Origin of the sequence: Brevibacterium sp. UBA7493, assembly GCF_002479565.1 — a bacterium.
Taxonomy (GTDB): domain Bacteria; phylum Actinomycetota; class Actinomycetes; order Actinomycetales; family Brevibacteriaceae; genus Brevibacterium; species Brevibacterium luteolum.
Map to the genome: position 1 here is coordinate 40,114 of NZ_DLOD01000010.1, position 26,499 is coordinate 66,612.

General features: G+C 67.6%; 23 protein-coding genes. 13 read left to right on the forward strand and 10 right to left on the reverse strand.

From position 1 onward, the window contains the following. Window positions 1-271 precede the first annotated feature (271 nt). Window positions 272-1,903 carry an HNH endonuclease signature motif containing protein gene (locus tag B4E96_RS06260; protein ID WP_286956809.1) on the forward strand — a complete coding sequence of 544 codons (1,632 nt, stop codon included), beginning with the start codon at window positions 272-274 and terminating at the stop codon, window positions 1,901-1,903. Window positions 1,904-2,085: 182 nt separating this feature from the next. On the opposite strand, the gene B4E96_RS06265 is transcribed toward B4E96_RS06260, so the two are convergent. The 7 genes from B4E96_RS06265 to B4E96_RS06295 form a co-directional block, all read right to left on the reverse strand. After that, window positions 2,086-3,333 carry a peptidoglycan DD-metalloendopeptidase family protein gene (locus tag B4E96_RS06265; protein ID WP_286956810.1) on the reverse strand — a complete coding sequence of 416 codons (1,248 nt, stop codon included), beginning with the start codon at window positions 3,331-3,333 and terminating at the stop codon, window positions 2,086-2,088. 10 nt (window positions 3,334-3,343) lie between these two features. Further along, window positions 3,344-4,258 (reverse strand): permease-like cell division protein FtsX, encoded by a 915-nt coding sequence (gene ftsX, locus B4E96_RS06270; RefSeq protein WP_286956812.1) that lies wholly within the window; start codon window positions 4,256-4,258, stop codon window positions 3,344-3,346. Then, window positions 4,255-4,944: a cell division ATP-binding protein FtsE gene (gene ftsE, locus B4E96_RS06275; RefSeq protein WP_286956813.1), complete on the reverse strand. Its 690-nt coding sequence runs from the start codon at window positions 4,942-4,944 to the stop codon at window positions 4,255-4,257. Before ftsE ends, ftsX begins: the two co-directional genes overlap by 4 nt. 131 nt (window positions 4,945-5,075) lie before the next feature. Then, entirely contained in the window at window positions 5,076-6,206 is a 1,131-nt protein-coding gene (gene prfB / locus B4E96_RS06280) for a peptide chain release factor 2 (RefSeq protein ID WP_259845001.1), read from the reverse strand. 59 nt (window positions 6,207-6,265) lie between these two features. Next, window positions 6,266-9,121 (reverse strand): DEAD/DEAH box helicase family protein, encoded by a 2,856-nt coding sequence (locus B4E96_RS06285; RefSeq protein ID WP_219722641.1) that lies wholly within the window; start codon window positions 9,119-9,121, stop codon window positions 6,266-6,268. Between the two features lie 3 nt (window positions 9,122-9,124). Continuing rightward, complete coding sequence (locus tag B4E96_RS06290) at window positions 9,125-9,424, reverse strand: FAD-dependent oxidoreductase (RefSeq protein ID WP_414632677.1); 300 nt, start codon at window positions 9,422-9,424, stop codon at window positions 9,125-9,127. Beyond that, window positions 9,421-10,290 carry an FAD-dependent oxidoreductase gene (locus B4E96_RS06295; protein ID WP_414632678.1) on the reverse strand — a complete coding sequence of 290 codons (870 nt, stop codon included), beginning with the start codon at window positions 10,288-10,290 and terminating at the stop codon, window positions 9,421-9,423. The genes B4E96_RS06290 and B4E96_RS06295 overlap by 4 nt, the downstream gene beginning before the upstream one ends. Before the next feature lie 138 nt (window positions 10,291-10,428). Between B4E96_RS06295 and B4E96_RS06300 the strand changes: the two genes are divergently transcribed. From B4E96_RS06300 to B4E96_RS06345, 10 genes are all read left to right on the forward strand, one after another. Further along, a complete protein-coding gene (locus B4E96_RS06300; RefSeq protein WP_170274575.1) occupies window positions 10,429-10,887 on the forward strand; it encodes a GNAT family N-acetyltransferase in 459 nt (152 codons plus the stop codon). A 142-nt stretch (window positions 10,888-11,029) separates the two neighbouring features. Then, the gene (locus tag B4E96_RS06305; RefSeq protein ID WP_286956814.1) at window positions 11,030-11,503 is read left to right on the forward strand and encodes a RidA family protein; all 474 of its coding nucleotides are present in this window, start codon (window positions 11,030-11,032) and stop codon (window positions 11,501-11,503) included. 350 nt (window positions 11,504-11,853) lie between these two features. After that, the gene (locus B4E96_RS06310; protein WP_286956815.1) at window positions 11,854-13,080 is read left to right on the forward strand and encodes a CpaF family protein; all 1,227 of its coding nucleotides are present in this window, start codon (window positions 11,854-11,856) and stop codon (window positions 13,078-13,080) included. 6 nt (window positions 13,081-13,086) lie between these two features. After that, window positions 13,087-13,959 carry a type II secretion system F family protein gene (locus tag B4E96_RS06315; RefSeq protein WP_102162985.1) on the forward strand — a complete coding sequence of 291 codons (873 nt, stop codon included), beginning with the start codon at window positions 13,087-13,089 and terminating at the stop codon, window positions 13,957-13,959. A 12-nt stretch (window positions 13,960-13,971) separates the two neighbouring features. Then, window positions 13,972-14,949, forward strand: coding sequence for a type II secretion system F family protein (locus tag B4E96_RS06320; protein ID WP_102162986.1), 978 nt, complete (start codon window positions 13,972-13,974; stop codon window positions 14,947-14,949). Between the two features lie 78 nt (window positions 14,950-15,027). Continuing rightward, window positions 15,028-15,324, forward strand: a complete 297-nt coding sequence (locus tag B4E96_RS13370; RefSeq protein ID WP_375544673.1) for a hypothetical protein — start codon at window positions 15,028-15,030, stop codon at window positions 15,322-15,324. Between the two features lie 2 nt (window positions 15,325-15,326). Beyond that, window positions 15,327-15,767 carry a TadE family protein gene (locus B4E96_RS06330; RefSeq protein ID WP_257995222.1) on the forward strand — a complete coding sequence of 147 codons (441 nt, stop codon included), beginning with the start codon at window positions 15,327-15,329 and terminating at the stop codon, window positions 15,765-15,767. Between the two features lie 8 nt (window positions 15,768-15,775). Next, entirely contained in the window at window positions 15,776-16,228 is a 453-nt protein-coding gene (locus tag B4E96_RS06335) for a hypothetical protein (RefSeq protein WP_102162987.1), read from the forward strand. Beyond that, window positions 16,225-16,686 (forward strand): pilus assembly protein TadG-related protein, encoded by a 462-nt coding sequence (locus B4E96_RS06340; protein ID WP_286956816.1) that lies wholly within the window; start codon window positions 16,225-16,227, stop codon window positions 16,684-16,686. The genes B4E96_RS06335 and B4E96_RS06340 overlap by 4 nt, the downstream gene beginning before the upstream one ends. 133 nt (window positions 16,687-16,819) lie before the next feature. Beyond that, the gene (locus tag B4E96_RS06345; RefSeq protein ID WP_286956819.1) at window positions 16,820-20,713 is read left to right on the forward strand and encodes an FtsK/SpoIIIE domain-containing protein; all 3,894 of its coding nucleotides are present in this window, start codon (window positions 16,820-16,822) and stop codon (window positions 20,711-20,713) included. Here B4E96_RS06345 and B4E96_RS06350 read toward each other — a convergent pair. Then, the gene (locus B4E96_RS06350) at window positions 20,689-21,648 is read right to left on the reverse strand and encodes a GNAT family N-acetyltransferase (RefSeq protein ID WP_286956821.1); all 960 of its coding nucleotides are present in this window, start codon (window positions 21,646-21,648) and stop codon (window positions 20,689-20,691) included. The two genes, B4E96_RS06345 and B4E96_RS06350, sit on opposite strands and share 25 nt — an antisense overlap. 58 nt (window positions 21,649-21,706) lie before the next feature. On the opposite strand from B4E96_RS06350, the gene B4E96_RS06355 reads away from it, so the two are divergent. Together B4E96_RS06355 and B4E96_RS06360 are read left to right on the forward strand one after the other, a co-directional pair. After that, on the forward strand, window positions 21,707-22,549 hold the full coding sequence (locus tag B4E96_RS06355; RefSeq protein WP_170274580.1) for a purine-nucleoside phosphorylase: 843 nt from the start codon (window positions 21,707-21,709) through the stop codon (window positions 22,547-22,549). After that, a complete protein-coding gene (locus B4E96_RS06360) occupies window positions 22,549-24,348 on the forward strand; it encodes a phospho-sugar mutase (protein WP_286956822.1) in 1,800 nt (599 codons plus the stop codon). The genes B4E96_RS06355 and B4E96_RS06360 overlap by 1 nt, the downstream gene beginning before the upstream one ends. 80 nt (window positions 24,349-24,428) lie before the next feature. Here the strand turns inward: B4E96_RS06360 and deoC are convergent, their stop codons facing one another. After that, window positions 24,429-25,106, reverse strand: coding sequence for a deoxyribose-phosphate aldolase (gene deoC / locus B4E96_RS06365; RefSeq protein WP_259800314.1), 678 nt, complete (start codon window positions 25,104-25,106; stop codon window positions 24,429-24,431). A gap of 65 nt (window positions 25,107-25,171) precedes the next feature. Continuing rightward, window positions 25,172-26,491: a thymidine phosphorylase gene (locus tag B4E96_RS06370; RefSeq protein ID WP_286956824.1), complete on the reverse strand. Its 1,320-nt coding sequence runs from the start codon at window positions 26,489-26,491 to the stop codon at window positions 25,172-25,174. Window positions 26,492-26,499 lie beyond the last annotated feature (8 nt).

The following is a 26,499-nucleotide window of genomic DNA, read 5'->3' on the forward strand; positions in this document are numbered from 1 at the left end:
GCCGCTCCCGAGGCGGTGGCCGGCGCGCGGTCTCGCTGTCGTTTTCGTGTGTTTGGGCTGGTGAGGTGGCGATGTCAGTGCCTCGTGCTGTGATGGAAGCAAGGCAGGAGAAGCACGGAAGCCAGGAGCACAAAGGAGTGGTGGCCATGATCGTGAATCCAGTGGCCGTCACGGGTGCTGCTTTCCGGCGTCTCCCCTGGTCAGGGGGCGTTGTCAGTGCCTCGTGGTGTGATGGAACCACTGCACCGGTAAGCGGAGGGAAGCGACGGCGATGACTGCGACAGTTGAAGCGCCCGTGGCGGTGGCTGCTGGGGCGTACCGGACCCGGTTCTGCGCCTTCGAGAAATCCCTCAGCGCGCTCGAGCGAGTCCAGCTGCAGGGTTATGAGGAGATGTTCGGCGTCGTGCTCGAACGAGTGCGCGCCGACAGCCGCGACAACATCGACACCCAGGTCGATGCACTGCATTCCCTTGCCAGTGCCGACCCGACCGACGCCACTGCTGAGCCGCAAACGGCAGGCGAGGCTTCCGACGCAGCGCGCGCAGAGGCGCTGACCTGGCTGCGGGAGCGCATCGGCACACCGACCCTGACCGCCCTCGCACATGCTCTCGACGTTACCTCCAACACGGCATGGTCACGGGTGACCGGTGCTGCCACGGCTTTCATCGGACTGCCGAAACTCACCGCACAGGTGCGCGCGGGCAGATTGAGCTTCGATCGCTTCGTCTTCGCCGCCGGGCAGGCAGCATCAGTCGACCCGGCCCTGCTCGGTCAGCTCGATACGCTGCTCGCCTCGATCACCGCGACGAAGAAGAGCGTGTACTTCTCCGAGGTCAAGGCCGCCATTGCCGCGCTGGTCACGCGCGCCGAACAGGCTCAGCAGATCCGGGAGCGCCGCCGCGTCGAGGCATTCTACGACCAACATGGCCGCGGCACACTCATCGTGCAGGGCCCGTCCCATGAGATCGCACTGCTGCACGCCCGCCTCGAAGGCATGGCCCGCTGTGTGGTCCGCGGCTACACTGCCGGCTTCGACCTGCCGGACAACCATGTCTTCGCTGACTCCCGCTCCTTTGAGCAGCTGAAGTACGACTTCCTCATCGGCGCAACGATCGGCGGGGATGTCAACACCCTCGACCGCGCACAGGAGGCGCTGGCCAAACGGCAGGAAGCTTCGGGACACATTGGTTCGCCACTGGATCCGCTGGCGGATGATCGCGCCGACCTGCTCAGTGATACGCCCGTCTCATGCCCGGCCAGCGGCCAATGGCTGGCACGCCAGGCCAAGATCACCATCACCGTACCGGCCATGGCACTCACCGACGGTCCAGCCGCTGACGAGCTGCCCGGTTCGGTCGACGGTAGCCCCGTCAGCGCTGATGTGGCCCGCCAGCTGGTCGGCTCCGCCGGTGATACCGTCTACCGGCTGCTCACCGACCCGAACACCGGTGAAGTCCTCGACCATGTCGCAACCACCTACACGATCGGTGCACGCATGCGGCACGCACTCGTGGCTCGCTGGCGATACTGCACAGCCCCCGGCTGCGACCGGCCAGCAACAAAAGCAGAACTCGATCACATCGAACCCTTCAACCATCGGCACCCCACCCGCGGTGGGCCAACAACCATGGAAAACCTGCATCCTTTGTGCAAGCAGCACCATCAGCTCAAGACGCAAGGGGTGTTCAGACTCAGACGCGAGCCCCGAGCAGGGGTGCTGACATGGACGCTGCCAGGAGGCACAACAGCAACGACCCATCCACCAGGGTCAGTGCTGCACCGCCGGCATGCCGAACTCATCGCCAGCACCACACCAGCTGAACCCCACCAGCCAGGCTCGCCAGACCCACACAACGAACCAAACGACGGGCTCTTCTCCCCTGCCGAAGCATGCCCGTCATGAAAACCTCGCCGCCCTCACACCTGGGCCCGCAGCGACACGTCGGCACAGCCAGTGTCAGCCGATGTCGCAGCAGCGCAGGACAGGGGCTGAGCGACCGTTGTTTGAAAACCGCACAGTGAAACACGTGGCCCTTCGGGTGTGGCTGGGCCGGCTTTCCGGCTCGGCCGCACCCATAGGCAGGATCAGCTGATCCAGGGCATCGGGTTAACGTACGAGCCGTTCTGCATGATCTCGAAGTGCAGGTGACAGCCAGTGGAGGCACCAGTCGTGCCAGAGGAGGCGATAACCTGGCCCTGCTTGACCCGCGAACCGGATCGCACCTTCAGGCTGGAGTTGTGGCTGTAGGTCGATGCGATCTTGGAGCCCTTCATCTTGCCGTGGGAGATCACGACCCGGTTGCCATAGCCACCAGCCCAGCCGGCTGAGACGACGACACCATCACCGGATGCGCGCACCGGCGAGCCGCAGCCCATGCCGAAGTCGGTGCCGGTATGCAGTTTGCGCCGCTTGGAGATCGGGTGGATGCGGTAGCCGAACGGTGAGGTGATCGGGTATCCCTGTGCCGGGTTGATGAGGTCGCCGTTGCCGGTGGGCAGGCCCTTCTTCTCCTGCTCCTTCTCCCACTCCTCGACTTCCTTGGCAAGCCGGTCCTGCTCTGCCTGCTGCTCCTCAAGCTGCCGCTCAGCCTCATCACGGCTGTCCTCGATGCGCTTGGAAGCCTCATCCTTCGTGGTGATGAGCGTGTCCAGGTCATCGCGCTTCTGCTTCGCGTCGCGCTCTGCGGCTTCCTTGCGCAGCACCACCTTCGCAGCCTCTTCCTTCAGATCTGCGATCTCCTCGGTGACTGCATCGAGGCGGTCCTTGTTGTTCATGTTGAGCGAGCGCTGCTCAGACAGCTGGGTGATGCTGCGCTGCTGCGCGCGCACCGCCGAGTCGACGCGCGTCGCTCCCGAAGCACCGTTCTGCTTGCTGGCCATCTGCAGCAGCATCGCCACATCGGAGGTGACTCCGGAGTTCTGGTACGCCTGGCGGGCGATCTTCGTCACCGACTTCTGCTTCTTGTCCAGATCGGCTTCGCCTTTGTTGATGTCATCCTGCAGGCTCGACTGGGCGTTCTCGGCCGACGTCAGGCGGGCGCCGAGTTCTTCGTCTTCGCGCTGTGCGTCCTCGAGTTCTTCCTGCGCCTGGCCGAGGGCTTCCTCAGCCCCGGGCATCTCCTCTTCGGCTGCTTCCTTCTCTGCGATGGTGCGGGCGAGGTCATCGTCGAGGTCGCGGAACTCCTTCTGCAGCTCCTCGACGCGCTTGTCGATTCGGTTCTTCTGCTCTTTGGGATTCGCCACTGCTGAGGTCAGCGGCATCAGCAGGGTGAGGAACATGGCGATCGCCGCCAGCAGCAGCGCGGGAAGGATCCGTCCGTTCGTCTTCAGCATCTGTTCCCACTCAGACCTTCATGTACCGGCGCAGTGTCACGAGCGAGGACAGTCCAGCCATGAGCACGCCCACCAGCACCAGGAACGGTGCGATGAGAGCGACGTCGGCGACTGAGACCAGGTCGAAGCTCGACAATTGCGATTGTAGCCAACCAGTGATGCCGAAGTGCACGATCACAGCCAATCCCAAGGCTGCCAACAGGGAGCCGATCGCCGCAGCGATCACGCCTTCGAGCACGAACGGCAGCTGGATGAACATGTTCGACGCGCCGACCAGGCGCATGATGCCGGTCTCTCTGCGTCTGGAGAACGCTGAGAGCCGGATCGTCGTGGCGATGAGGAGGACAGCGCACAGCAGCATGATCCCAGCGATGCCGATCGCGATCGCTGTCATGACGTTCATGACCGAGAACAGCTGATCGAGCAGCTGGTTCTGGTCGACGACTTCCTCAACACCGGGCGTGGCGGAGAAGTACTCGTTGATGATCTCGTACTGCTCAGCGTCAGCGAGCTTGACTCGATACGACTCCTGCATCTGGTCTTCGGGGATGGAGCCCTCGAGCGAGGTGCCCTCGAACTGCTCCTGGAAGAGCTTGTAGGCCATCGCCTTGTCCTCGAAGATGACGTCTTCGACATACGGGCTCAGGTCAGCACCTTCGAGGGCCGTCTCGATCTGCTGCTTCTGCTCGGCCGTCGCCTCGCCGGTCGCGCAGGTCGGTGCCTCGGAATCCGGCGGGCACAAGAAGATCGCCACCTGCACACGGTCGTACCAGTAGTCCTTCATGCCCGAGATCTGCATCTGCAGCAGTGCGGCCGCGCCGACGAAGAGCAGGGAGACGAACGTGACGAGGATGACCGAAACAACCATCGACATGTTCCGGCGCAGGCCGTTCCACGTCTCGGAGAGGATGAAGGAGAACCTCATGCGCTCACCCCGTAGCTGCCGTGCTCGTCGTCACGGACGATCCGGCCGTGGCTCAGCTCGATGACGCGGCGATTCATCCGGTTGACGATGTCGCCGTCGTGGGTGGCCATGAGCACGGTGGTGCCGGCGCGGTTGATGCGCTGGAGGACTTCCATGATCTCGTCGCCGGTGATCGGGTCGAGGTTGCCGGTCGGCTCGTCAGCGAGGAGGATCGCCGGCTTGTTGACGACTGCGCGGGCGATGGCCACGCGCTGCTGCTCACCGCCGGAGAGCTCGTGGGGATACCGCTTGTGCTTGCCCTCGAGACCAACGGTTTCGAGCACATCGGGCACGAGCGTTGAGATCGCGGCCCGGGTCTTGCCGATGACGTGGAGGGTGAAGGCAACGTTGTCGAAGACGGTCTTGTTCGGCAGCAGCCGGAAGTCCTGGAACACGGTGCCGATATTGCGGCGCAGGTACGGCACGCGCCATGAGGCCATCTTGACGACGGACTTCCCGGCCACCCGGATCCGCCCGCTGGTGGGCACCTCTTCGCGCAGCACCAGGCGGATGACGGTCGATTTCCCCGAGCCCGAGGCGCCGACGAGGAAGACGAAATCGCCGGCCTCAGCGGTGAAGGAGATGTCGTTCAGGGCTGGCTGAGCCTTGGAATCGTAGACTTTGGTGACCGATTCGAGGGTGATCAAATGAGGTTCGCAATCGCAGAGGGACAGTGGCAATCGCTCCCACTGTACGAACTTCCACCGGCCAATGCGCGCACCTCATCTGGCGAGTCGCTCACGGTTCGGTGTGAGATCGCCTGCGGTGACCGGTCAGATCAGGCGAGTTCCGCCTCGGCTTCGGCGGCTTTCTGCTGCTCCTTGCGCCAGCGGATACCGGCTTCGAGGAACGCGTCGATGTCGCCGTCGAAGACGGCAGGCGGGTTGGACTCCTCGTGCCCGGTCCGCAGATCCTTGACCATCTGGTACGGGTGGGTGACGTACGAGCGCATCTGATCGCCCCAGCTGGCCTTGATGTCACCGGCGAGGTTCTTCTTCTCCCGCTCCTCCTCCTCGTGCTTGAGCTGCAGCAGACGGGACTGCAGGACGCGCATCGCAGCGGCACGGTTCTGGATCTGGGACTTCTCGTTCTGCATGCTCACCACGGTGCCGGTCGGCACGTGGGTGATGCGCACCGCCGAGTCGGTCGTGTTGACCGACTGGCCGCCGGGGCCTGAGGAACGATAGACGTCGATGCGCAGGTCGTTCTCGTCGATGTCGATGTGGTCGGTCGCCTCGATGAGCGGGATGACTTCGACGGCGGCGAACGAGGTGTGGCGGCGGGCGTTCGAGTCGAAGGGGCTGATGCGCACGAGCCGGTGCGTCCCGGCCTCGACCGAGAGCGTGCCGTAGGCGTACGGGGCGTTGATCTGGATGGTCGCCGACTTCACGCCGGCGCCTTCCGCGTACGAGGTGTCGAGTTCCTGGACGCTGTAGTCCTTGCTCTCAGCCCAGCGGATGTACATGCGGGTCAGGGTCTGGGCGAAGTCGGTGGCATCGTCGCCGCCGGCGCCGGAGCGGACGGTGATGACCGCGGCGCGCTCGTCGTATTCGCCTGAGAGCAGCGTGGCGATCTCCAGGGAGTCGAGTTCGCGGCGCAGCTTGCCGATCTCGTCTTCGGCCTCGGCAAGGGTGTCGGCGTCGTCTTCGTCCTCGGCCATCGAGACGAGCAGCTCGACGTCCTCGATGCGGGAGTCGAACTTCTCGAGCTTCTCCAGGTGCCCCTGCCGGTGGGACAGCTTCGAGGTCACCTGCTGTGCCTCATCCGGGTTGTCCCACAGGTCCGGTGCCGCCGCAGCCTCGGTCAGCTCTGCGACCTCGGAGCGCAGCTGGTCGATGTCGGAGACATCGCGGATCGAGGCGTAGGTCTGTTTGAGGGCAGCGATCTCGGAAGAAAAGTCAATGGCCATAGTGCTCCCTAGCGTAGTGCATGATGCCTGCGGCCGCGGTGGCTCACCCGGTTGCTGCTTCAGCGCCACGCTGTGCGCAGCACCGTCGTCAGCTCCAGCGGCGCGTGGGAGCGCACCGCGGTGAGGATGCCGGCTCCCTCAGGACTGCGAGTGTAGACCGGTGCCCCGCCTCCGACCCACATCTCCCACGCTTGTGCATAGGCCTCTGCCCGGGATCGGTTCGCTCCCAGCACTGCCGGCACGGGATGCCACACCGGTGTGTGTTCATGTGCCCTTCCGGCCCCGGAGCGCAGATCCTCCCAGAGCCCACGCAGCCCTGGGCGCCGCGGTTCCAGATGCCAGCTGGGAATCAGATAGCGCGGATCTGAGATCGGCGAGACAGCCTCGTCGAGGGCGAGCGCGAAGACCTCAGCTGATCCAGGATCGGCGTCGAGATGGATCCGCTGGTCCCCGCAGGCATCGATGCTCACACGCACCGCGTCCGCACCTGCGGAGCTTGCACCTGTGTCGTGCAGAGCATCGGCGATTGCTCCAGCGATCTCAGCGACAGTCGGTGCACGCCCATACAGACGCCGGCGCCGATGTCCAGCGACAGACAACGTCACCGGCAGGCTGGCGAGTGTGAGTGCAGCGATGACACTCAGCGCTGCGGCGAGCAGACCACTGCTCGCGACCGCGCCGACAGCGGCAAGCAACCCGATGCCGCTCCATGCGCTCAGGGCTCCGAAGCCGAGGCGGAATGGCAGCAGGTTCCCGGGGTCGCCGGAACGGTGACGAGGCGACACGGTGATGGCGTCGATGCCCGAAGCGTCGCTGTTCGGTCGGTTCCCGGCATCGGGCGCGGAGACGATGCGCACCGTCCTGATCGGCTCGTCCCGATACTCTCCGCCGACGTTCCAGCGCTGGGCCACCTCAGACCGCGCCTGAGCTCGCGTGATCATACGAGCGTTGATCTCGTCGAACATCGCGTCGGCGGGAGGTTCGAAGGCGGAGAACGACGGATCGATATGGGCGACGCCGTCAACGACGTCTCCGTCGGCATCAGTGCCGAAGAAGCCGTCGTGTTTGCGGACGAGTCGGATCCAGTCCTGGTCTCCGCGCGGGTGGTTCGAGCTGGAGCAGACGACAGTCCAGTTGAGTGCCACCTTCTCCGGCCATGCGGGGTCCTTTCGCAGCGCACGTCCGCGGGTCTGTGTGACTGCTGTCGGAGTGGTCGCGGTGGACAGGTCGATGATCCCGGTGGCCGCTGGGGCGTCCCAGCCCTCGCCGAGCAGCCCCCGGGTGCCGATGAGGATCTGAGCATGCCCGCGGCTGAAGTACTCGGTGATGAGCGGCAGCCAGGTGCGGGCGGTCCAGCCTCCTTCGAGGCGGCTGACCCCGTTCGACGGCTCGCTCATGGCCAGCCGTGACGCCAGAGCTGTGTCGCTCTCGGCGATCCACGCGTGAAGGTCGGACAGCACACCGGCAGCGCCGGCGACCGTGCGCCCGGACACCAGCAGCGGGCGCAGCGGCTCGGTGCGCGGATCGGCGATGAGCGTTTCGAGGACGAGGAGTGCAGAACCGGATTGTTCGCTCAGCACGGCGCTGACGTCAGCAGACAATCGCGCGGTGGCGGATTCGAAGTCACACAGGATGAGCATCCGCAGACGCTCGGACAGCTCGGCTGCTTCAATGGCGATGATGTCGGCACACGCCTGCGGTTTGGCAGCCGAGCGGGCGATGACCCGGTCGGCCGGCGAGCGACCGGCACGGATGCCGTGCCGGGTCCACCGGTAGCCGAGGGCCGGCAGCGCGCGGCGGATCGCCTCGGCGTTGGCCGCATCACCGGCGTGACCGGAGACGCGCAGGCTGTTGCGCATCCAATCGTCGACCAGCCTCATCCAGTCGTCGATGTCGGGGTCCCGGCGATGCTGTTCGCCGACTCTGGCACCCGGGGGAAGACCCAGCAGTCCCGCGTGGTGGAGGCGCAGAGCGGCGTCGGCCAGTTCGGGAGCGGCCCTGCTGAGGTCCGTCCAGCTGACTGTTTCAGCGCGGGTGCCGAGGAACCGCTGATCGGCCCATGTGAGGAATCCCGAACTGCCATGGGTGTGGCCGAGGCTGAGGATGCTGGTGATGAATTCGTCGAAGTGAACGCTGGTCGCTGCCAGCCAGTCCGCTTCTTCGCGGGTTGGGGTTGTCAGCCAGACGAGGTCGGCGAAGGGCGCCAGATCGCCTTCCTTGACCGCAGCCGGGATCGAGGCTGCGTAGCGAACCTCGGAGAAGAGACTGTCCACCAGCTCGTTCTGCTGTCGCGTCATCGTCGCCGGAGGTGTGGCGGTCAGCCCGAGCACCCACACCTCGGGAAGCATGTCGAGCAGCTCAGCCAGCAGCGAACCCCACACGTCGAGCAGGTGATGGCACTCATCGAGGATGAGCAGCACCGAGCCGGCAGCTGCGATCCGGTCGACGAGCGCCCTGCCGCCCGGCGCGAGCTCTTCGAGCAGGCTGCCCATGCTGCGCTCGTCATCGAACACAGCCAGTGACTGATAGGTCAGCGCAGTGAATGTCGCGTGCAGCCCCCGGTCCGTGCCGGCGGCGCCGAAATCGTCATCGCCGCGACCGTTCCACGCATGCGCCCACTGGCCTTGGATCGCGGTGTTGGGACCGAAGGCGACCACGGTGTCAACGGTGTGCTGAGCCAGTAGCGTCTGAGCGTGCTCGATCCCGACGCGTGTCTTGCCGGCACCGGGAGGCAGGACGATCCACGACCGGCGTTGATCAGCAGCGCTCGCGGCGGCGAGAGCGGCGAGCGCTTCCCGCTGGTGCCGGCGCAGAGGCGGCAGAGCTCCTGCCGTCATCATCTCCCCTCTCGTCGAGATGCCCGGGGCCACTCTACGCGCAAGCGTCTCGCCGTACAGCCGTGGTGCGTGTGTCATCGATCAGTCCCGGACGAAGGCGAAGCGCTCCGGCAGAGCGGTGCGCTCGGCGAGCGCTGCAGCGACCGCCTCGCCGGTGGCTGGGGCGAGCTTGGCGCCGTGGCCAGAGCACGCGGAGACGATCGTGATGTCCTCGGCGGTGTCGATGATGAAGTCCTGGTCAGGTGTTGAGGTGAACAGGCAGGTGGCCTCGGCGTACGGCTCGGCCACCAGCCCGGGGATGCGGTCGCTGACGAAGTCGATCATCCGCGCCTGCCCGGCCTCGTCGAGCCGTCCGGTCTGCTCCTCGGCATCGCCGATCACCTGCCCGCCGTTGAACTCAGCGAGCTTGGTGCCAGGCGGGCGGTGCCAGACGTATCGGTGTAGGCGCCGTCGCGGCCGCCGGGCAGCCCGTAGGCCTGCATCGCAGCATCCTTGTGGATGAAGGTCGGCCAGTCGGTCGGCATCCCGGCTGCGATGGGGAAATGGTAGACCTGCTCCTGGCGGACAGTGACCCGGTTGAGCGCGCTCTGCGCGCGATCACAGACCGGCAGCCCGGAGCACAGCCCGGGCAGCCCGCCTCCGGCGGCGACGATGACATGGCGGGCACCCAGCTGCTCCCCCGTCGCCGAGGTGGAGGTGAGGTTGGCACCGGGCGGAGGCCCGCCTCGAGCGCGGGAGCCGTTGTCGACCTGCCATTGGGTGCGCAGCTGCGCGCCGTGGGCGAGCGCAGATTCGAGTGAGGCGGTCACCGCTGTCCCAGCGTCGATGACGCCGGCGTCGCGGTGGAAGAGGACGGGCCCGTCGAAGCGGAACTGCGGCCAGCGCTCCATCGCCGCCTCCGCGGTGAGGAGTTCGTAGTCGACGCCGAGGTCGGCCAGGACTTCGGCGAGGCGATCAGGTTGGCGGACCTGGCCGTGGTCGAGCGTGCCGGTGGCGGTGATGAGCTGGTGACAGGTTTCGTCGGCGAGTTCGTCGAACAGGCGGCGGGCGCGCAGCGCCATATCGGAATAGAAGGTTTCGGGGTAGGTGATGCGCAGGATGCGGGCCGAACCGTGGGAGCTGCCGCGCGGGCCGGCAGGTTCGTGCTGGTCGACGACGATGACCTCGCGACCGCGCTTGGCGAGGCTGCGGGCAATCGATGCACCGACGAGCCCGGCTCCGATGACGACGTATTCGGCGGAATCCACGCGGGGCCTCCTTGCTGGTGGCCAGTCACGATGCGGGCCGGCAGCCGAAGCTGCAGGCCTGTGTCCCATCTTCTGCGAACGCATGCGCATGTGTCCAGAGGAAAGCCCCAGATCTTTGCGCCCTTGTAGACTCCGTGGGTGACCTACACCATTCGATTCGCGCGAGCTGGCGAGGCAGCGACTCTGTCGGCTCTAGCCCTGCGGTCGAAAGGCCACTGGAACTACAGCGAGGACTTCCTCGAACTGTGTCGAGATGAACTCACCTATTCGGCCGAAAAGTGTGCATCGGGAGACGTCTTCGTCGCCAAACAGGACGGCCAGGTTCTGGGCTTTGCAGCGATCGACGGAACTCCACCCGACGGCGAATTGGAAGCGCTCTTTGTCGACATCGGCGCAATGGGCCGCGGGGTCGGCGGAGGGCTGCTCCAGCACCTTTTGAAGATTGCACGAAATCGAGGCTTCACGTCGCTGACGCTTCAAGCCGACCCCGGGGCCGAACCGTTCTATGCCCATCATGGCGCGATTCGGATCGGTGAAGCACCCAGCGGGTCGATTCCAGGGCGCATGCCGCCTGAACTCACGTTCTGCCTGACATGACCCACATGCGCAGGTGTAGCTGTGACCCAGCCTTCCGGTTCCTCAGACACATCGTGGGCGCCAGTCATGGCCAGCGGCTGGAGGCGGTGCGACGATGGAGTCCTCGCAGGTGCGTGGTGTGCGCTGAGAAGAGGGAGTGCCGATGACACCGATGACAGATCCGGCCGAGGTGCTGCGGCAGAAGGGGATCACGTTGCCGCTGCCGCTGTCGCCGGCAGGTCAATACAGTCCTGTCCGGCAGGTCGGGAACCTTGTGTTCCTCTCCGGGATGGGCCCGACAAACGCGCCGGAGGATGTTCCGGTCACCGGCAAGGTCGGCCGCGATGTCAGCCTCGCGCAGGCGCAGCATGCTGCTTACCTCACGTGCCTGAATGCACTGTCCTCGCTGGAGGCACACTGCGGTTCCCTGTCGGCAGTCGCCGGGTTCGTCAAGGTCAACGGCTACGTCAACTGCGCACCGGGATTCATCGACCTGCCGCCGATCATCGACGGGTTCTCCTCACTCATCAACGAGCTGTGGCCGCAGAGCATCCCGCATGCGCGGGCGGCCATCGGGGTGGCCGAACTGCCATTCGACATCTGCGTCGAAGTGGAGTGCGTGGCAGAGCTGCGCTGAAGCTCAGCGCCCGGCGGTCCGGCGGGACAACTCCGGTGTAGTCGCGGTGGCGGGCGATGAAGGAGCCCATACCGCCTGAACCGTGGACGACGCGATGAGCGGGCAGTCCTGCGGTGGCGCCTGCGCCCGATCCGAGTCCTTCCGACCAGACTCTTCGCTGTGGCCCCAGTTCCAGCCTGCCGCTTCAACCGGGGGAGACAGGGCCGCGACAGCAGGGACGCCGGTCGCGACTTCTTTCCACAGTTTGGGCGCAGCCTCTTGAAAGGCTGGGAGACACCCGTTAATTTGATTAACACCCTTATATGTCTGATGGCATATAGGTCTCCCCTCAAACAGTGAAGGTACCCCAGATGAACGCAGCTGAGATCATCGCCGCAGAGGTGCGCGAGGAGATCCGCAGACGCGGCATCGACCCGCGCACCGAACCGGCGCCGACCCGAGAGCTCGTCGTGCAGGCCGTCCACGACTACGACGAGCGGACGCTGGCAGGCTCCCTTCCTCTGCTTGCCGACGTCGAACAGACCTGCCGGGAGATCTTCGACCAGGTCTCGGGCTTCGGGCCGCTGCAGCAGTACCTCGACGACCCCGAGGTCGAGGAGATCTGGCTCAACTCCCCGCACCAGATCTTCGTGAGCCGGCGCGGAGTCAGCGAGCTGACGACCACCGTGCTGAGTGAGGCGGATGTCGACGAGCTCATCGAGCGGATGCTGCGCACAACCGGCCGGCGCGTCGATCTCTCCAGCCCTTTCGTCGACGCCTCGCTGCCCGACGGATCACGGCTGCATGTCGTGCTGCCGGACATCACGCGCAAGCATCCGGCGATCAACATCCGCAAGTTCATCACCCGCACCCGCAACCTCGGCGACCTCGTCGCACTCGGGACCCTCACCTCGGCGGCGGCTGAGTTCCTCTCCATCGCCGTGGCAGCAGGTGCCAATGTGCTCGTCTCCGGGGCCACCCAGGCCGGCAAGACGACCATGCTCAACGCGCTCACCGGGGCGATCCCGGTCCGCGACCGGGTGGTGACGTGCGAGGAGGTCTTCGAGCTCTCGGTTCCCTCCCGCGACTGGGTGCCGATGCAGTGCCGGCAGGCCTCCCTGGAGGGCACCGGCGAGGTGACGCTGCGCAACCTGGTCAAGGAGGCACTGCGGATGCGGCCCGACCGCGTCATCGTCGGCGAGGTCCGCGAGGCTGAGAGCTTCGACCTGCTCGTGGCGATGAACTCAGGGCTGCCGTCGATGGGCTCGATCCACGCGAACTCCGCGCGTGCGGCAGTGACGAAGCTGTGCACGCTCCCCCTCCTGGCCGGCCCGAACATCGGCTCGTCGTTCGTCACCCCGACTGTCGCCAGCTGCGTCGACCTCGTCGTGCATATGCGGCTCGATCGCAGCGGGCAGCGCCGGGTCGAGGAGATCGTCGCCGTGCCCGGCGGCATCGAAGGCGAGGTCATCGAACTCGAAACCGTCTTCACCTCCACTGCCGACCGGCGGCTGGTGCGCGGCCACGGCTATACCCACCTCGGTGAGCGGTTTGCGCAGCTCGGCCATGACATCCACACCGTGCTCGAGGCGGCGTGATCGCCCATGACAACGTCGCTGAGCGGAGCGCTGTGCGGGCTGGGCATCGGGGTGGGGCTGTTCCTCATCTGGTGGTCGTGCTGGGAGTCCCCGCCACGCCAGACCGAGCCGCCGCGCTTCATCCGCGACGCCCAGGACATGCTCACCACCGCCGGCCTGCCCAGGCTGCGGCCCTACCACCTCGTGCTCGGAGGACTGGGGGCTGCCGGGATCGTGTTCCTCTTTGCCTATGCCGTCACGAACGCGATCGCGATCGCCGGCTGCTTCGCCTTCTTCGCCGCACTCGTGCCGTACTACGCGGTGCGGCACCGGGCACGGTCGCGCACCGTAGCCCGCCGGGCCCTGTGGCCGGAGGCGATTGACCACCTCAACTCCGGTGTGCGGGCCGGTCTCGCCCTGCCCGAGGCGCTCGGCGGGCTCGCCCAGCGCGGGCCCGAGCCGCTGCGTCCGCTGTTCGCTGTCTTCGCTGAGGAGTACCGGGCAACCGGATCGTTCTCCATGGCGCTCACCGCCTTCAAGTCCGCCTGTGCCGACCCGGTCGCCGATCGCATCGTCGCCGCACTGGCAGTCACCCGCGAGGTCGGCGGCACCGATCTTGGCACGATGCTCAAGACGCTCAGCCAGTTCCTGCGCGATGACTCCCGCACCCGTGCGGAGATGCAGGCAAGACAGAGCTGGACGGTCACCGGCGCCCGGCTTGCCGTCGCCGCCCCATGGGTGGTGCTCGCCCTGCTCGCCACCCGCCCGGAGACCGCGCAGGCGTACAACTCGGCAACCGGCACGCTGCTGCTACTCGCCGGGCTGGCCGTCTCACTAGTCGCCTACAGCGCAATGAAGCGCATCGGCCGGCTTCCTGCTGAACCGCGAGTGCTGCGATGAGGACGGTGCGTCATGCCCTTTGAGATTCCCTTCGGCCTGTTCGGGTCGGTGCGCATCGATCCGACGCACCCGGCTGTCGTCATTGCCACCGGGCTGGTGCTCGGGCTGTCGCTTGCGTTCTTCGTCACCAACTGGCCGGTCTTCAACCGAATCACACTCGCTGACCGCATCGCCCCGTATCTACGCGATCAGCCGCGGATCGCGGCCCTGTTCGCCGAGACCGAACCCTCCGATGCCGGTGTGCGCGGCATCCTCACCTCGTGGCTCAACCGCGGAGGGTCCTGGCTGACCTCCAGGCTGACGACCAATGCCGGGATCACGGCACGTCTCGACCGCCTCGGGCCCGGAGAGACGATCGAGCGGTTCCGGGCGCAGCAGCTGCTGCTCATCGCCGGCGGGTTCGGAGCCGGGGCGCTGCTGGCGGCGTTCGTGTCCGTCAGCCGCGGCCCACACCCAATCATCATCCTCGGCTGCCTCATCTTCGGTGCCGTCGCCGGGCATCTGCTCAACGACTGGTGGCTTTCGCACCGGGTGCGGCAGCGGGAAGCGCGGATCCTCGCGGAGTTCCCGACGATCGCCGAGCTGCTGGCCCTGTCCATCACCGCCGGTGAGGGAACAGTCGATGCGCTCGACCGAGCCTGCCGGGCCACCGAAGGCGAACTGAGCCGGGAGCTGGCCTACACCCTCGCCGAGGCCCGCACCGGCACTCCGCTCGTTGAGGCGCTCGACCACCTCGGCAAGCGCACCGGCATCCAGTCGATCGCGCAGTTCGTCGACGGGATGGCCGTCGCGATCGCCCGCGGCACTCCGCTGTCCGAGGTGCTGCGCGCCCAGGCCACCGATGTCCGCGATGAGGGACGCCGGCAGCTCATGGAGCTCAGCGGCAAGAAGGAAGTCGGGATGCTCGTTCCCGTCGTCATCTTCGTGCTGCCCATCACCGTTCTGTTCGCGATCTTCCCGTCCCTGGCGGTGCTGAATCTGTCCTACTGACCTTCTGTCCTGACCGCGCGCGTCTGCCGCGGCACCTGATACCGGCCGCTTTCTGGCGGCACACCGAAAGGAGAAACCATGACCACCCCGACACGCACCCCGGCCGCGCACTCCCCTGCTGAGGCGCCCACCCGCCGGTGGACCAGCTGGCACCTTCTCGTCATCGCCTTCGTGATCGACCCCTTCGCCTACCTGCCCGGGAGGGACGAGCGGGGCCGCAGGGAGACGAGCCCAGACCGCGGCGACGTGCCCGGCTGGGTGCTCATCACGATGATGACCGCCGGGCTTGTGGTGGCCCTGTGGGCGCTGGCTGGGGATGCCTTCACGTCGATGTTCGAGGACTCGATGTCGAAGGTGCGCGGTTCTGGCGGGTGAGTGTGGCCCGCACAGCTGAGAGCCTCCCCGGCAGCGGCCGCAGCAGTCACCGCAGTCTCGGTCTCGGCAGCGACGATGGTGTCGCTGTCGCTGAGTTCGTCATGGTGGCTGCCCTGCTGAGTCTGGTGTTCCTTGCGGTCATTCAGCTCGGGTTGGCGATGCATGTGCGCAACACTGTCATCGACTCGGCCGTCGCCGGGGCCCGGCTCGCCTCCCTGCCTGACGCCGCACCACGGGAGGGCGCCGAGCTGACCCAGCAGCTCATCAGTGATGCTGTCAGCAGCCGGTATGCCGAGCGCATCGACGTCGATTACAGCACCGTCGGCGGAGAGGACATCGTCACCGTGACGGTCACTACGCCTGTGCCGGTCATCGGGCTGCTGGGACCCACGGGCACCTGGCAGCTCAGTGGCCGCGCTCTCGTTGAGGACATCGACGGATGAGGTCGCCGATGACGTCCGCGCTGCGCCAGCGGCTGAGAGATGATGAGGGAACCGCGCCGATTGAGTTCATCTTCGCCTCGGTCGTGCTGCTGATCCCGCTCATCTACCTCATTCTCACTCTCGGGCACCTGCAAGCGGGGTCCTATGCGACGAACACGACGGCGATCAACGCCGCCCGCGTGGCAGCCGAACACCCCGGCAGCGCACAGGCCCGAGCCGAGGCGCTGGCGCAGATGCACTTCACCGATTTCGGTGTCGAGGACGCCACCTATGACGTGACCTTCCGCTGCTCGGACTCGTGCACCGAAGCAGGCGACATCGTCACCGCGCACGTCCGGGCGCGTATCCCGGTCCCCGGCGTGCCGGCGATCTTCGGCCCGCAGCGCACCCCGCACCTGACGGTCACCGCCGAGCACTCCGACGTCATCTACCCGCACCGCGATGCAGGCGCGCAGCCATGATCGCCCACGCCCCGAAGCCCGGGAGACTCAGGCTCACCAGCGACGACGGGTCGATCACGCCGCTGGCGATCGGGTTCACCGCGATCGGCCTGGCACTCATCTTCCTCGCCGTCGTCATCAGCGACATCTATCTCGCCCAGCGCAAGCTCTACGCGCTGGCGGACTCGGCTGCGCTCAGTGCCGCTGACAGCTTCCAGCCCTCCTATCAAGGCTCGGAACCGCGGATCGAGTTCTCCGACGCCGAGGTGCAGGCCCGGGCCCATGACTACCTGCGGCAGGTGCCCCGGTCCGAGAGGTTCTACCGGGTGGGCGTGCGCGGCCGGGCGGTCGATGACTCGACTGTCGAAGTGTCGATCTCGACGCGGTTCCGGCCGGTGGCGCTCTCACCGTTCGTCCCGGATGGGATCCCGCTGGAGGCCACGGCCACCTCCCGCGGCGGCCTGCGTCTCGACCGGTGATCCGCCGCCGAGGCGGTAGCTGGCTGTGGACCGTCGAGCTGGCTGGTGTGCGCGCGGGTGTGGACACTCCCGGTCGTCCACAGCGCTCTCGTCTCGGTGACCGGAGGGGTGGCCGCGTTCCTATCGTGCAGGCATGCCGAGTGGAATCGTCTACGTCATCGCCGAGTTCTCGCTGCACAGCGCGCGCGTCGTCGCCGCTGGGCGGCCGAGTGCCGAATCGGTGCTCGGCGCGTTCCTCGATGACTTCCTGCCGCGCGTCGGATTAGGTCACCTCACCGGGCAGCCACGAGTCGTGCCCTGCGGGGCCGAACCGCCGCCGGTGCTCACCGATCCGTGGCGCACGTGGGCGCAGGCAGCGGCAGCCACCTTGGTTATCTTCGATGACGGCCCCGCCACCGGCGACGCGGTCGCCGCGCCTCCGCCTGGTCCGGTTGCCGACCAGCTCGCTCCCGTCGCCGCGCTGCCAGCCGAACGCACCGGCATCATCGAATACCTCACCGGCCCGGATTCCGGTTTCGCTCACCCGCTGCCAATCGGCGCGTGGACGATGGGCCGGACGCCTGCGGCCGATATCGCAGTCGCCGACCCGTACCTCTCGCGCGAACTCCTCACCCTGCGAAACGCGCCCTCGGGCATCCAGGTGAGCGATTCGGGCGGGATGAGAAGCATCCCGCTGGCGTCCACTGCTGCCGTGACGGCATTCGGCAGCACCGCTGCACGCCTCATCCCGCCGCAGACGCTGCCCCACTCCGGTCAGTCGACCAGCACTTCACCGGTCAGCTGGCCGCGGATCGCCACCGTCGCCCGGCCGCGTGCGCCCTCGTGGCTGATGTACGCAGCACCGATCGCGATCGGTATTGCGCTGGCGGTCTTCACACAGATGTGGATGTTCCTGCTCTTCAGCATCTCCGGGCCCATCACCGCCGGGATCATGTACGTCACCGGTCGGCGCCGCTACCGACGCGACGTGCTGTGCGCCTGCCAGGACTACCGGACAGCGGTCCGGGAGTGCCTGTACCGTCTTGCAGAGTCCAACCGGCTGACGCTCGACGCCGCCCACCGGCGCAGACTCACCGGCGGGGAGACGACCATCGGAATGGGTCCCGCGCTGCTGCCCGGCGGTATCCGCGACATCCCGATCACTGCCCAGGAGACCACCACCTCAGCGACGGAGGATCCGCTTGCCCTGGCCGAACGCCAGCAGCTGGACCAGTACCTGTCGACAGGTGCGCAGTTCGGGCAGCGCCACTACTCGGCGGCTGACACCGTGCCGCTCATCATCGACCTCACCTGCCTGCAGCTCCGGGCCGAGGGGTCGCTGGCGCAGGTCTCTGCGGTGCTGCGGGCGGTGCTCTCACAGCTCACCAGCCGAGGGCTCGCGGTCCACGTGACGACTGCGCAGCTGCTGGCCGTCTGCCCGGAGCTCGCAGCACTCCCCCTGTCGTTAGACGGTGGGGAAGCCTCCGTCGAAGTGAGCGGCCGGCCAGCGGCAGATGCTCAGGACGGGCAGTGGGAGGTGCAGATCGGGCCGGGCGGCGATTCGGTTCGCAGCGTCGAGACTTGGCTGCTGCGCCTCGGCGACGACGGTGCGGCACGCCTCCAGGTTCCGGCACAGGCCCCCGAGGACCTCCCCCGTCCGCTCGCCGGCGAGATTGAGCCGACGCGGATGCGGCCGGAGCGGTTCCTGACTCTCAACCGGGCGTGGCAGCCTCCGCTGCCTGATTGGCAGCAGGAGTGCACGCTCGGTGAGCTGCTCGCCCAGCAGGAGCTGACCGGCGGCACTGCTGATGCCGCCACCCGCCGGTCGGCGGTGCTGCTCGGGCGCGGTCCGGGCGGGGCTGCGCTCATCGACCTGTTCGCCTCCGGCCCGCATGCGCTGCTGGCCGGCACGACCGGCAGCGGCAAGTCTGTGCTGCTCCAGACCTGGATCGCATCGCTGGCGGCCCGGTACAGCAGAGCCGAGCTGCGCTTCGTGCTCATCGATTTCAAGGGCGGGGCGGCTTTCGCGCCTTTCACCGCGTTCGCCCACACGGATGCGGTGGTGAGCAACCTCGACCCGGCGGCCGGGATGCGCACGCTGCGCAACCTCGGAGCTGAGATCCTGCGCCGGGAGCGGCTGCTCGCCGAGCACGGCGCGGCTGACATCGACGCGTTCAACGCCGGCGCCGGCACTGGGTCACCGGAGCAGCGTCTGCCGCGTCTGGTCGTCATCATCGATGAGTTCCATGCACTCATCACCGAGCATCCGGCTGGCACCGAGGTGCTGGAGTCGCTGACTGCGGTGGGCCGGTCGCTGGGCATCCACGTTGTGCTCGCCACCCAGCGGCCGGCCGGAATCGTCACCCCGCGGATGAAGGCCAACATCAACCTGCGCATCGCCCTGCGGGTGCGCGACGGCGTCGATTCACGTGAGGTCATCGAGTGTGAGGACGCTGCCGGCATCCCGCCTGACCAGCCGGGCCTCGGGTTCCTCAGCGACGGCGGTGCGCCGGTCCCGTTTCGCACCGCGACCATCGATATCGCCGCTGACGAGGCGCGGGCACAGACGGGCGCGCAAGCTCCCGGTGGCCCGGCGGCTGAGCACTGCGAAGTCCAGTGGACGCGCCTGGGCGACGGGCAGTCAGCGTCAGGAGGTGTGACGGCTGGTTGTGTACGGCTACGATTCGTGCCACCACCCGAACCGCCGGCGCTGACCGTCAGTGCGCTTGCCGATGCCTCGCATGAGGCCGCACGCCATCTGCCTGCGCCCCACCGCGTCATCCCGCCGCCGCTGCCGGTACGCGTCTCTTATGACGGAGAGCCCACGCTGCTCGGCATCCTCGACTTCCCCGACGACGGAGTGACAGAACCGTGGCACTACGACCCCGGTCGTGATGGGTCTGTGGTCATCACCGGCGGCAGTGGTGCGGGAACGACGAGTGCGCTGCTGCGGTGCGGGCAGGCGGCCGCAGCACACGGGAAGTCAGTGATCATGCTGTCGTCAGGGCCGTCCGGTTCCTCAGAGGCGGCTGGTTCCGGGTTCGTGACGTTCAGCCACAACGAACCGTGGACGCTGGAGTATCTGCTGGCACTCTTCGACATCGGCGCCCTCGACCCAGGTGATGTGTGTCTGTGCATCGACGACTATGAGGCGCTGGCAGCCCGGCATGAAACCTCGCGACGACTGGAGAGGCTCACACAGCTGCTGACAGCCGGAGGCACGGCGGCACCGATGTTCGTCGTGGTGGCTGGGCGCCGGTTCCTCCACTCCCCGGTCGCGGCACGAGCTGCCACCCGGATCGTCTTCCCGACCAATGACGCCCAGGATTCCCTGCACTACGGACTGCCTGCTGGGCGCTTCGCTGGTGTGTGGCCGCCGGGCCGTGCCGTCGTGCTCGGCCCGGCGGCCCGCAGCCAACCGGCCCCGGCAAACGCGCGAGAGGGTGTTGCCGTCCAGCTCGCACAGCCACGCACCGACCCACCAGCCGGCAGCCAGACGGCCCAGGCCGACCGGGCGGACCGTGTTGGTTCAGTCTGGATGGGTGGATGCGGTGACGGAGGGTTCCAGCGAACCGAGACCGGAGCGGCGTCGTTCCGGCTCGGGCGAGGGCCGCTTGGTGAGGACATCGTCTGGGTCCCCGACGTCGACGGGCCTGTGCTCTGCGTGCGCGGTCCGGCCGAACTGTGCCATCCGCTGCTGGCGGACCTCGCTCAGCCACCGGCCGATGGTCAGTCCCCGGAGGTCATGGCGCTCATCGATGCGCACGAGGCAGACCCGGCTGCCGCCGCGCTCGCCGCCTCGGCAGAGTACTGCGCGATCAGCTATCCCCTGACGGGTCAGCTGCCCTACAGTTCTCCGCTGGCGGCCATCACGAAAACCGGGCCACAGCTGCTGCTCGGGCTGCGACAACAAGGGGAGCTTGCAGCTTTGGGGATGCGCGACCTGCCGTTGCCGCCTGCGGGCTGGGCGTGGTTCGTCTCCGGGTCACTCGCCCTGCCTGTCGATATCAGGCCTGCTGCCGGTCAGGACAGTGAGATCGTCTTGTAGGTGTAGAGCACCTCGGCCACACCTGCGGAGATGAGCCCGTCCATGAGTTCGGAGACCACCGGCATCTCGTCGGTGACCTCGACGACGACCTCACTGTCGGTGGACAGGCGGGCCAGCAGCGCACCGGTGTCCTCGAGACCTGCCTGGAAGCCAGGGTCGTTGCGGTCGACGGTGAACTCCGCGGCGTTCTCACCACGATTGGCCGCCCCCACCTTGCCGTCATACGCGGCCGCGAGGGTGAGCTCAGTGGCGCCGTCCTCGTGCGGGTAGGAAACCGCGAATGCCGAGACCTCGCCGTCACGGCGCATGAGGGCAGCACCGTGGGCGCCGGTCGGTTCGGAGAGGAACCGGCGGTTGACCTCGCCGATCGACATCTCAGCTGCCGGGTCAGCGGCGTTGACGCCTGCATACCAGGCAGCGAACGCCTGGGTCAGCGCCACCGAACCGGTCGCGGTGACCTCGAAGTCCTCCAGCCGGTCAGCGCCCAGCCCACCGAGTGCCGAGGGCTTGACCTTGATGACCCGGGTCGTGAACAGAAGGTCGGCACCCTGGCTTTCGGCCGCGTCCGCACCGACGGAATCAGCGGCCACCCGGCCACGCAGCGGCAGGTCGATCAGATCCGTGCCAGCCACCGCCTCGCGCGCGGCTTCCAGCAGAGCCGTGCCTACGCCTCGGCGGCGTTCGGTCTCTGCGACCTCGACGTGCGCCCACGCACGGTGCGGGTGGGCGGGCGAAGCGGCGATTGCCGCGGCGCCGATGAGCACCTCGGCACCAGGGCCCTCGTCGTCGAGGGAGGCGACGACGCAGCGGGAGAGCGGGGAGTCGGAGTCGGCGCGGAAGAGGTTGCGCGCGGCATGCTCAGCAGGGTTCGCGGCGTCGTGCAGAACGTCGTTGAGCCGCAGGTCATCACCGTCGGTGAAGGGGCGGATGTACACAGGCTCGTTCCTTTCCTCAGTTCCGGCAGGCGGCGAGCGCCGCTGATAATCTCAGACCATGAGCGACTCACACATCAGCGATCCTACCGCCGCCGCCAAGCAGGCAGCCACCGTCCTCAACGACGCTGCCGGCATCGACCACCACGACATCGCCCTCGTCCTGGGCTCGGGCTGGGGTGAGGCCGCCGAGCTCATCGGTGAGACCATCTCCGAGGTGCTGGCCGCCGAGGTGCCCGGCTTCCACTCCCCCGTCGTCGCCGGCCACGGCGGCACCCTGCGCACCCTGCGCATCGACGACCCCGGCTCCGGTGCTGAGGCCAAGCATGCGCTCGTGCTCGGAGCCCGCACCCACTTCTACGAAGACCGCGGCGTGCGTGCAGTCGCCCACGGTGTGCGGACCGCAGCTGCCGCCGGCTGCCAAACGCTCGTGCTCACCAACGGCTGCGGCGGGCTCAACCCCGAATGGGGCCCCGGCACCCCGGTGCTCATCTCCGATCACATCAACCTCACCGCCGCCTCCCCGCTGGAGGGCGCGACGTTCGTCGACCTGACCGACCTGTACTCCTCGCGGCTGCGTGAGCTCGCCCGCTCGATCGACAGTGACCTGCCCGAGGGTGTGTACGCCCAGTTCCGCGGACCCCACTATGAGACTCCGGCCGAGGTGAGGATGGCCGGTGCGCTCGGCGCCGACCTCGTCGGCATGTCGACCGCACTCGAGGCGATCGCCGCCCGTGAGGCGGGGCTTGAGATCCTCGGCATCTCGCTCGTGACGAACCTCGCCGCCGGTGTGAGCGCCGAGCCGCTCGACCACTCAGAGGTCATCGCCGCCGGCAAGGCCGCAGGACCGCGGATCTCGCGGCTGCTGGCCGAGATCGTCGGCAAGATCGCCCAGGAGGACTGATGAGCCCCGCCCAGCCCCCACAGTCGCAGCCCCCACAGCCACCTGCGCCGACGGTCTTCACCGACGGCTTCGATGCCGACATCGTCGAGTCCTGGATCGCCGACGACCCAGACGAGCAGACCCGCACGGAACTGGCCGCACTGCTGGAATCTGCAACGGCCGGCGATGCGGCCGCGATCGCGGAGCTGGAGGACCGGTTCGCCGCTCCCCTGACCTTCGGCACCGCCGGGCTGCGCGGGGCACTCGGCGGCGGGCCGAACCGCATGAACCGGGCCGTCGTCATCCGCGCTGCCGCCGGTCTGGCCGGGTTCCTGCGCGACACCCTCGGTGAGGGATTCCGGGTTGTCATCGGCTGCGATGCCCGCCACGGCTCAGCTGACTTCGCCCGCGACACCGCTGCTGTCGTCACCGCCGCCGGTGGGCAGGCGCTGCTGCTGCCCGACAAGCTGCCCACCCCGGTGCTCGCCTTCGCGCTCGGTCATCTCGACTGCGATGCCGGGGTCATGGTGACCGCCAGCCACAACCCGCCGCAGGACAACGGATACAAGGTCTACCTCGGCGCCCGCCCCCTCCAGGCGGTCCTGGACCGGCAGGGTGATGCGCAGGCTGCTGCCGCCGCCGAGGCGGGGGCTGGTGCGCAGATCGTCCCGCCCTTCGATGACCTCATCGCCGCCCACATCGCCGGCATCGCCACGGTCGCCGGCACCCCGCGTGCCGAGTCCGGTTGGGAGACGGTCAGTGAGCAGATCGTCGAGGACTATCTCGCCTCGATCGATGCGCTCGGCCAGCGGCTCGGTGCTGTGCGCACAGCACCGGTGCGGATCGTCATCACGAGCCTGCACGGGGTCGGCGGGGCGACGATGTGCGCGGCACTCGAGCGCGCCGGTTTCGACGATGTCCATGCTGTGGCCTCTCAGGAGCAGCCGGACCCGGACTTCCCGACGGTGACTTTCCCCAACCCTGAGGAGGACGGTGCCCTCGATGCCGCGATTGCCCTGGCCGATGCGGTCGGTGCCGATCTCATCATCGCCAACGACCCGGATGCCGACCGCATGTCGGCAGCTGTGCCGGTGCATCCGGCTGCCGGTGCTGAGGAAGGTACAAGCGGCTGGCGGCAGCTGACCGGTGACGAGGTCGGTCTGCTGCTCGGTGAGCACATCGCTGCCCGCAGCCCACAGGATGCGGTGCTGGCCAATTCGATCGTGTCGTCTCGCGCGCTTGCCGCTGCGGCGAAGTCCCATGGGCTGGAGCATGCGGCCACGCTCACCGGCTTCAAGTGGATCTCCCGTGTTCCGGGTGTGGCGTTCGGCTATGAGGAGGCGCTGGGCTACTGCGTCGACCCGGATGTCGTGCGCGATAAGGACGGCATCTCGGCCGGCGTCGTGTTCGCCTCGCTGGTCTCAGCATTGGCCGAGCAGGCCCGCAATGTCGACGATGAGCTGAAGCGCATCCGGACGCGTGATGGCGCGTTCGTCACGCAGCCGCTGACGTTCCGGCTGACCGACACCTCTCTCATCGGCGAGGCGATGGCCCGGCTGCGGGCTGCGGCGCCTGAGCAGCTGGCCGGCCATGACGTCACCGAGGTCATCGACCTGGCTGAGGGCTCAGGACAGCTGCCGCCGACTGATGGGATCATGCTGCTGATGGCTGCCGGTGACCGGGTCATCATCCGGCCCTCGGGCACTGAACCGAAGCTCAAGTGCTACCTCGAAGCAGTCGGGGCGCTCGAGGAGATCGAAGCGGCCCGTGCACGACTGGAGCAGATGCGGGCGGACCTGACACTGTTCTTCGGGCTCTGACCTCGGCAAAGCCACCGCGCGCGAACGCGCCCGAGGGATTTCCTCGGGCGCGTTCCGCGATCTGGGCGGAGTGTGGGCGATCAGTTCTCGAAGCCGTCGAGCACGGCCGCGGAACCGGAGAGCCCGAGGCGGGAGGCACCGGCGTCGATCATCTGCTGGGCAGCCTCAGCATCGCGGATGCCACCGGAGGCCTTGACGCCGAGGCGGTCGCCGACGGACTCCCGCATGAGCTTGACGGCATGTGCCGAAGCGCCGCCGGCCGGGTGGAAGCCGGTGGAGGTCTTGACGAAGTGGGCGCCTGCGGCCTCGGCGGCCTTGCAGGCGGCGACGATCTGATCGTCGTTCAGTGCCGCGGATTCGATGATGACCTTGACGATCGCCTCAGAGCCGGTGGCGCGGCTGGATTCGGCGCAGGCGCTGACGACCTCGCGGATCTCAGCCTCGACTCCTTTGAAGTCACCGGCGAGCGCGAGACCGAGATTGATGACCATGTCGACCTCTGCCGCCCCCTGACGCACCGACAGCGCGGCCTCGGCGGCCTTGACCTCACCGTGGTGGGCACCGGAGGGGAAACCGCAGACGGTGGCGACGACGAGATCGCCGGTGTTCATCAGCGGCAGCATGTTCGGTGAGACGCACACGGCGAGCACACCGAGCTCCTGGGCTTCAGCGACGAGTGCCGCGACGTCCTCGGCGGTGCTCTGAGGCTTGAGCAGGGTGTGATCGATCATGCGGGCGACGTCGGTGCGAGCGGTCATCGCATCTCCTTCAGGTTCGGGGTCTCGTAACGGATGTCAGGGGTGGTTCGGGTTGGAGTTCAAGCTCAGGCGGTGATGCGGTCGATGACGATCGAACCGGCAGCCGCCTCGGCGTCGGCTCCTTCGGCAGCCGGGGTGATCTCGACGGCCTCGGCCAGAGCCTCCTGGGCGCGGGCGAAGAGGGCCGGGTTGTCGGCGTGCAGGGTCATGAGCGGCTGACCGGCGGTGACGGCTTCGCCGGGCTTGGCGTGGAGTTCGATACCGGCGCCGAGCGAGAGCTCATCGCCCTGCTTGGCACGGCCGGCGCCGAGGCGCCAGGAGGCCACACCGACCGACAGCGCGTCAAGGCCGGTGAGGACGCCGGCGGATTCGGCGCGCACCACCTCGGTCTCGGCTGCCTGCGGCAGCGCGGCCTCCGGGTCGCCGCCCTGGGCGCGGATCATCTGGTTCCACTTGTCCATCGCGCGACCGTCGGCCAGGGCGGCGCGGACGTCGGCGTCGGGCTTGCCGGCCATGCGCAGCATCTCCTCAGCCAGCGCCACGGTGAGGTCGACGACGTCGGCGGGCCCGCCGCCGGCGAGCACTTCGACAGATTCGCGGACTTCCAGCGCATTGCCGACGGTGAGCCCGAGCGGGGCCGACATGTCGGTCAGCAGCGAGGTGCAGTCGACGCCGGCAGAGGTGCCGAGGCGGACCATCGTCTCGGCCAGTGCGCGGGCGGAGGCTTCGTCCTTCATGAACGCACCAGAGCCGACCTTGACGTCGAGGACGAGGGCTGAGGTGCCCTCGGCGATCTTCTTCGACATGATCGACGAGGCGATGAGCGGCAGGCAGTCAACGGTGGCGGTGATGTCGCGCAGGGCGTAGAGCTTCTTGTCCGCCGGTGCCAGGCCGGAGCCGGCTGCGCAGATGACGGCGCCGAGGTCCTCGAGCTGGGCGAGCAGCTCCTCGTTGCTCATGTCGGCCTGCCAGCCGGGGATCGATTCGAGTTTGTCGAGGGTGCCGCCGGTGTGGCCGAGGCCGCGGCCGGACAGCTGCGGGACGGCGACGTCGAAGACGGCGACGAGTGGGGCCAGCGGCAGGGTGATCTTGTCCCCGACACCGCCGGTGGAGTGCTTGTCGACAGTCGGCTTGGACAGCGAGTCGAAGCTCATCCGCTCACCGGAGTCGATCATCGCCTGCGTCCAGCGGGCGGTCTCAGCATCGCTCATGCCACGCAGGAAGATCGCCATCGCCAGGGCCGACATCTGCTCATCGGCGACGACACCGCGGGTGTAGGCGTCGATGATCCAGGCGATCTGGTCATCGTTCAGGGTGCCGCCGTCGCGTTTGGTGCGGATGATGTCGACGGCGTCGAAGGCTTCCGTGGTGGTCTCTGCGGTCATGGGGAGTC

Bases quoted from the DNA above. Each gene is read 5' to 3' on its own strand.
- B4E96_RS06335 (WP_102162987.1), top strand. From the start codon at position 15,776: ATGACGTCCGCGCTGCGCCAGCGGCTGAGAGATGATGAGGGAACCGCG.
- B4E96_RS06320 (WP_102162986.1), top strand. From the start codon at position 13,972: ATGCCCTTTGAGATTCCCTTCGGCCTGTTCGGGTCGGTGCGCATCGAT.
- B4E96_RS06355 (WP_170274580.1), top strand. From the start codon at position 21,707: ATGAGCGACTCACACATCAGCGATCCTACCGCCGCCGCCAAGCAGGCA.
- B4E96_RS06340 (WP_286956816.1), top strand. From the start codon at position 16,225: ATGATCGCCCACGCCCCGAAGCCCGGGAGACTCAGGCTCACCAGCGAC.
- prfB (WP_259845001.1), bottom strand. From the start codon at position 6,206: ATGGCCATTGACTTTTCTTCCGAGATCGCTGCCCTCAAACAGACCTAC.
- B4E96_RS06265 (WP_286956810.1), bottom strand. From the start codon at position 3,333: ATGCTGAAGACGAACGGACGGATCCTTCCCGCGCTGCTGCTGGCGGCG.
- B4E96_RS06345 (WP_286956819.1), top strand. From the start codon at position 16,820: ATGCCGAGTGGAATCGTCTACGTCATCGCCGAGTTCTCGCTGCACAGC.
- B4E96_RS13370 (WP_375544673.1), top strand. From the start codon at position 15,028: ATGACCACCCCGACACGCACCCCGGCCGCGCACTCCCCTGCTGAGGCG.
- ftsX (WP_286956812.1), bottom strand. From the start codon at position 4,258: ATGAGGTTCTCCTTCATCCTCTCCGAGACGTGGAACGGCCTGCGCCGG.
- B4E96_RS06310 (WP_286956815.1), top strand. From the start codon at position 11,854: ATGAACGCAGCTGAGATCATCGCCGCAGAGGTGCGCGAGGAGATCCGC.
- deoC (WP_259800314.1), bottom strand. From the start codon at position 25,106: ATGACCGCTCGCACCGACGTCGCCCGCATGATCGATCACACCCTGCTC.
- B4E96_RS06370 (WP_286956824.1), bottom strand. From the start codon at position 26,491: ATGACCGCAGAGACCACCACGGAAGCCTTCGACGCCGTCGACATCATC.
- B4E96_RS06285 (WP_219722641.1), bottom strand. From the start codon at position 9,121: ATGACACACGCACCACGGCTGTACGGCGAGACGCTTGCGCGTAGAGTG.
- B4E96_RS06360 (WP_286956822.1), top strand. From the start codon at position 22,549: ATGAGCCCCGCCCAGCCCCCACAGTCGCAGCCCCCACAGCCACCTGCG.
- B4E96_RS06260 (WP_286956809.1), top strand. From the start codon at position 272: ATGACTGCGACAGTTGAAGCGCCCGTGGCGGTGGCTGCTGGGGCGTAC.
- B4E96_RS06315 (WP_102162985.1), top strand. From the start codon at position 13,087: ATGACAACGTCGCTGAGCGGAGCGCTGTGCGGGCTGGGCATCGGGGTG.
- B4E96_RS06305 (WP_286956814.1), top strand. From the start codon at position 11,030: ATGACACCGATGACAGATCCGGCCGAGGTGCTGCGGCAGAAGGGGATC.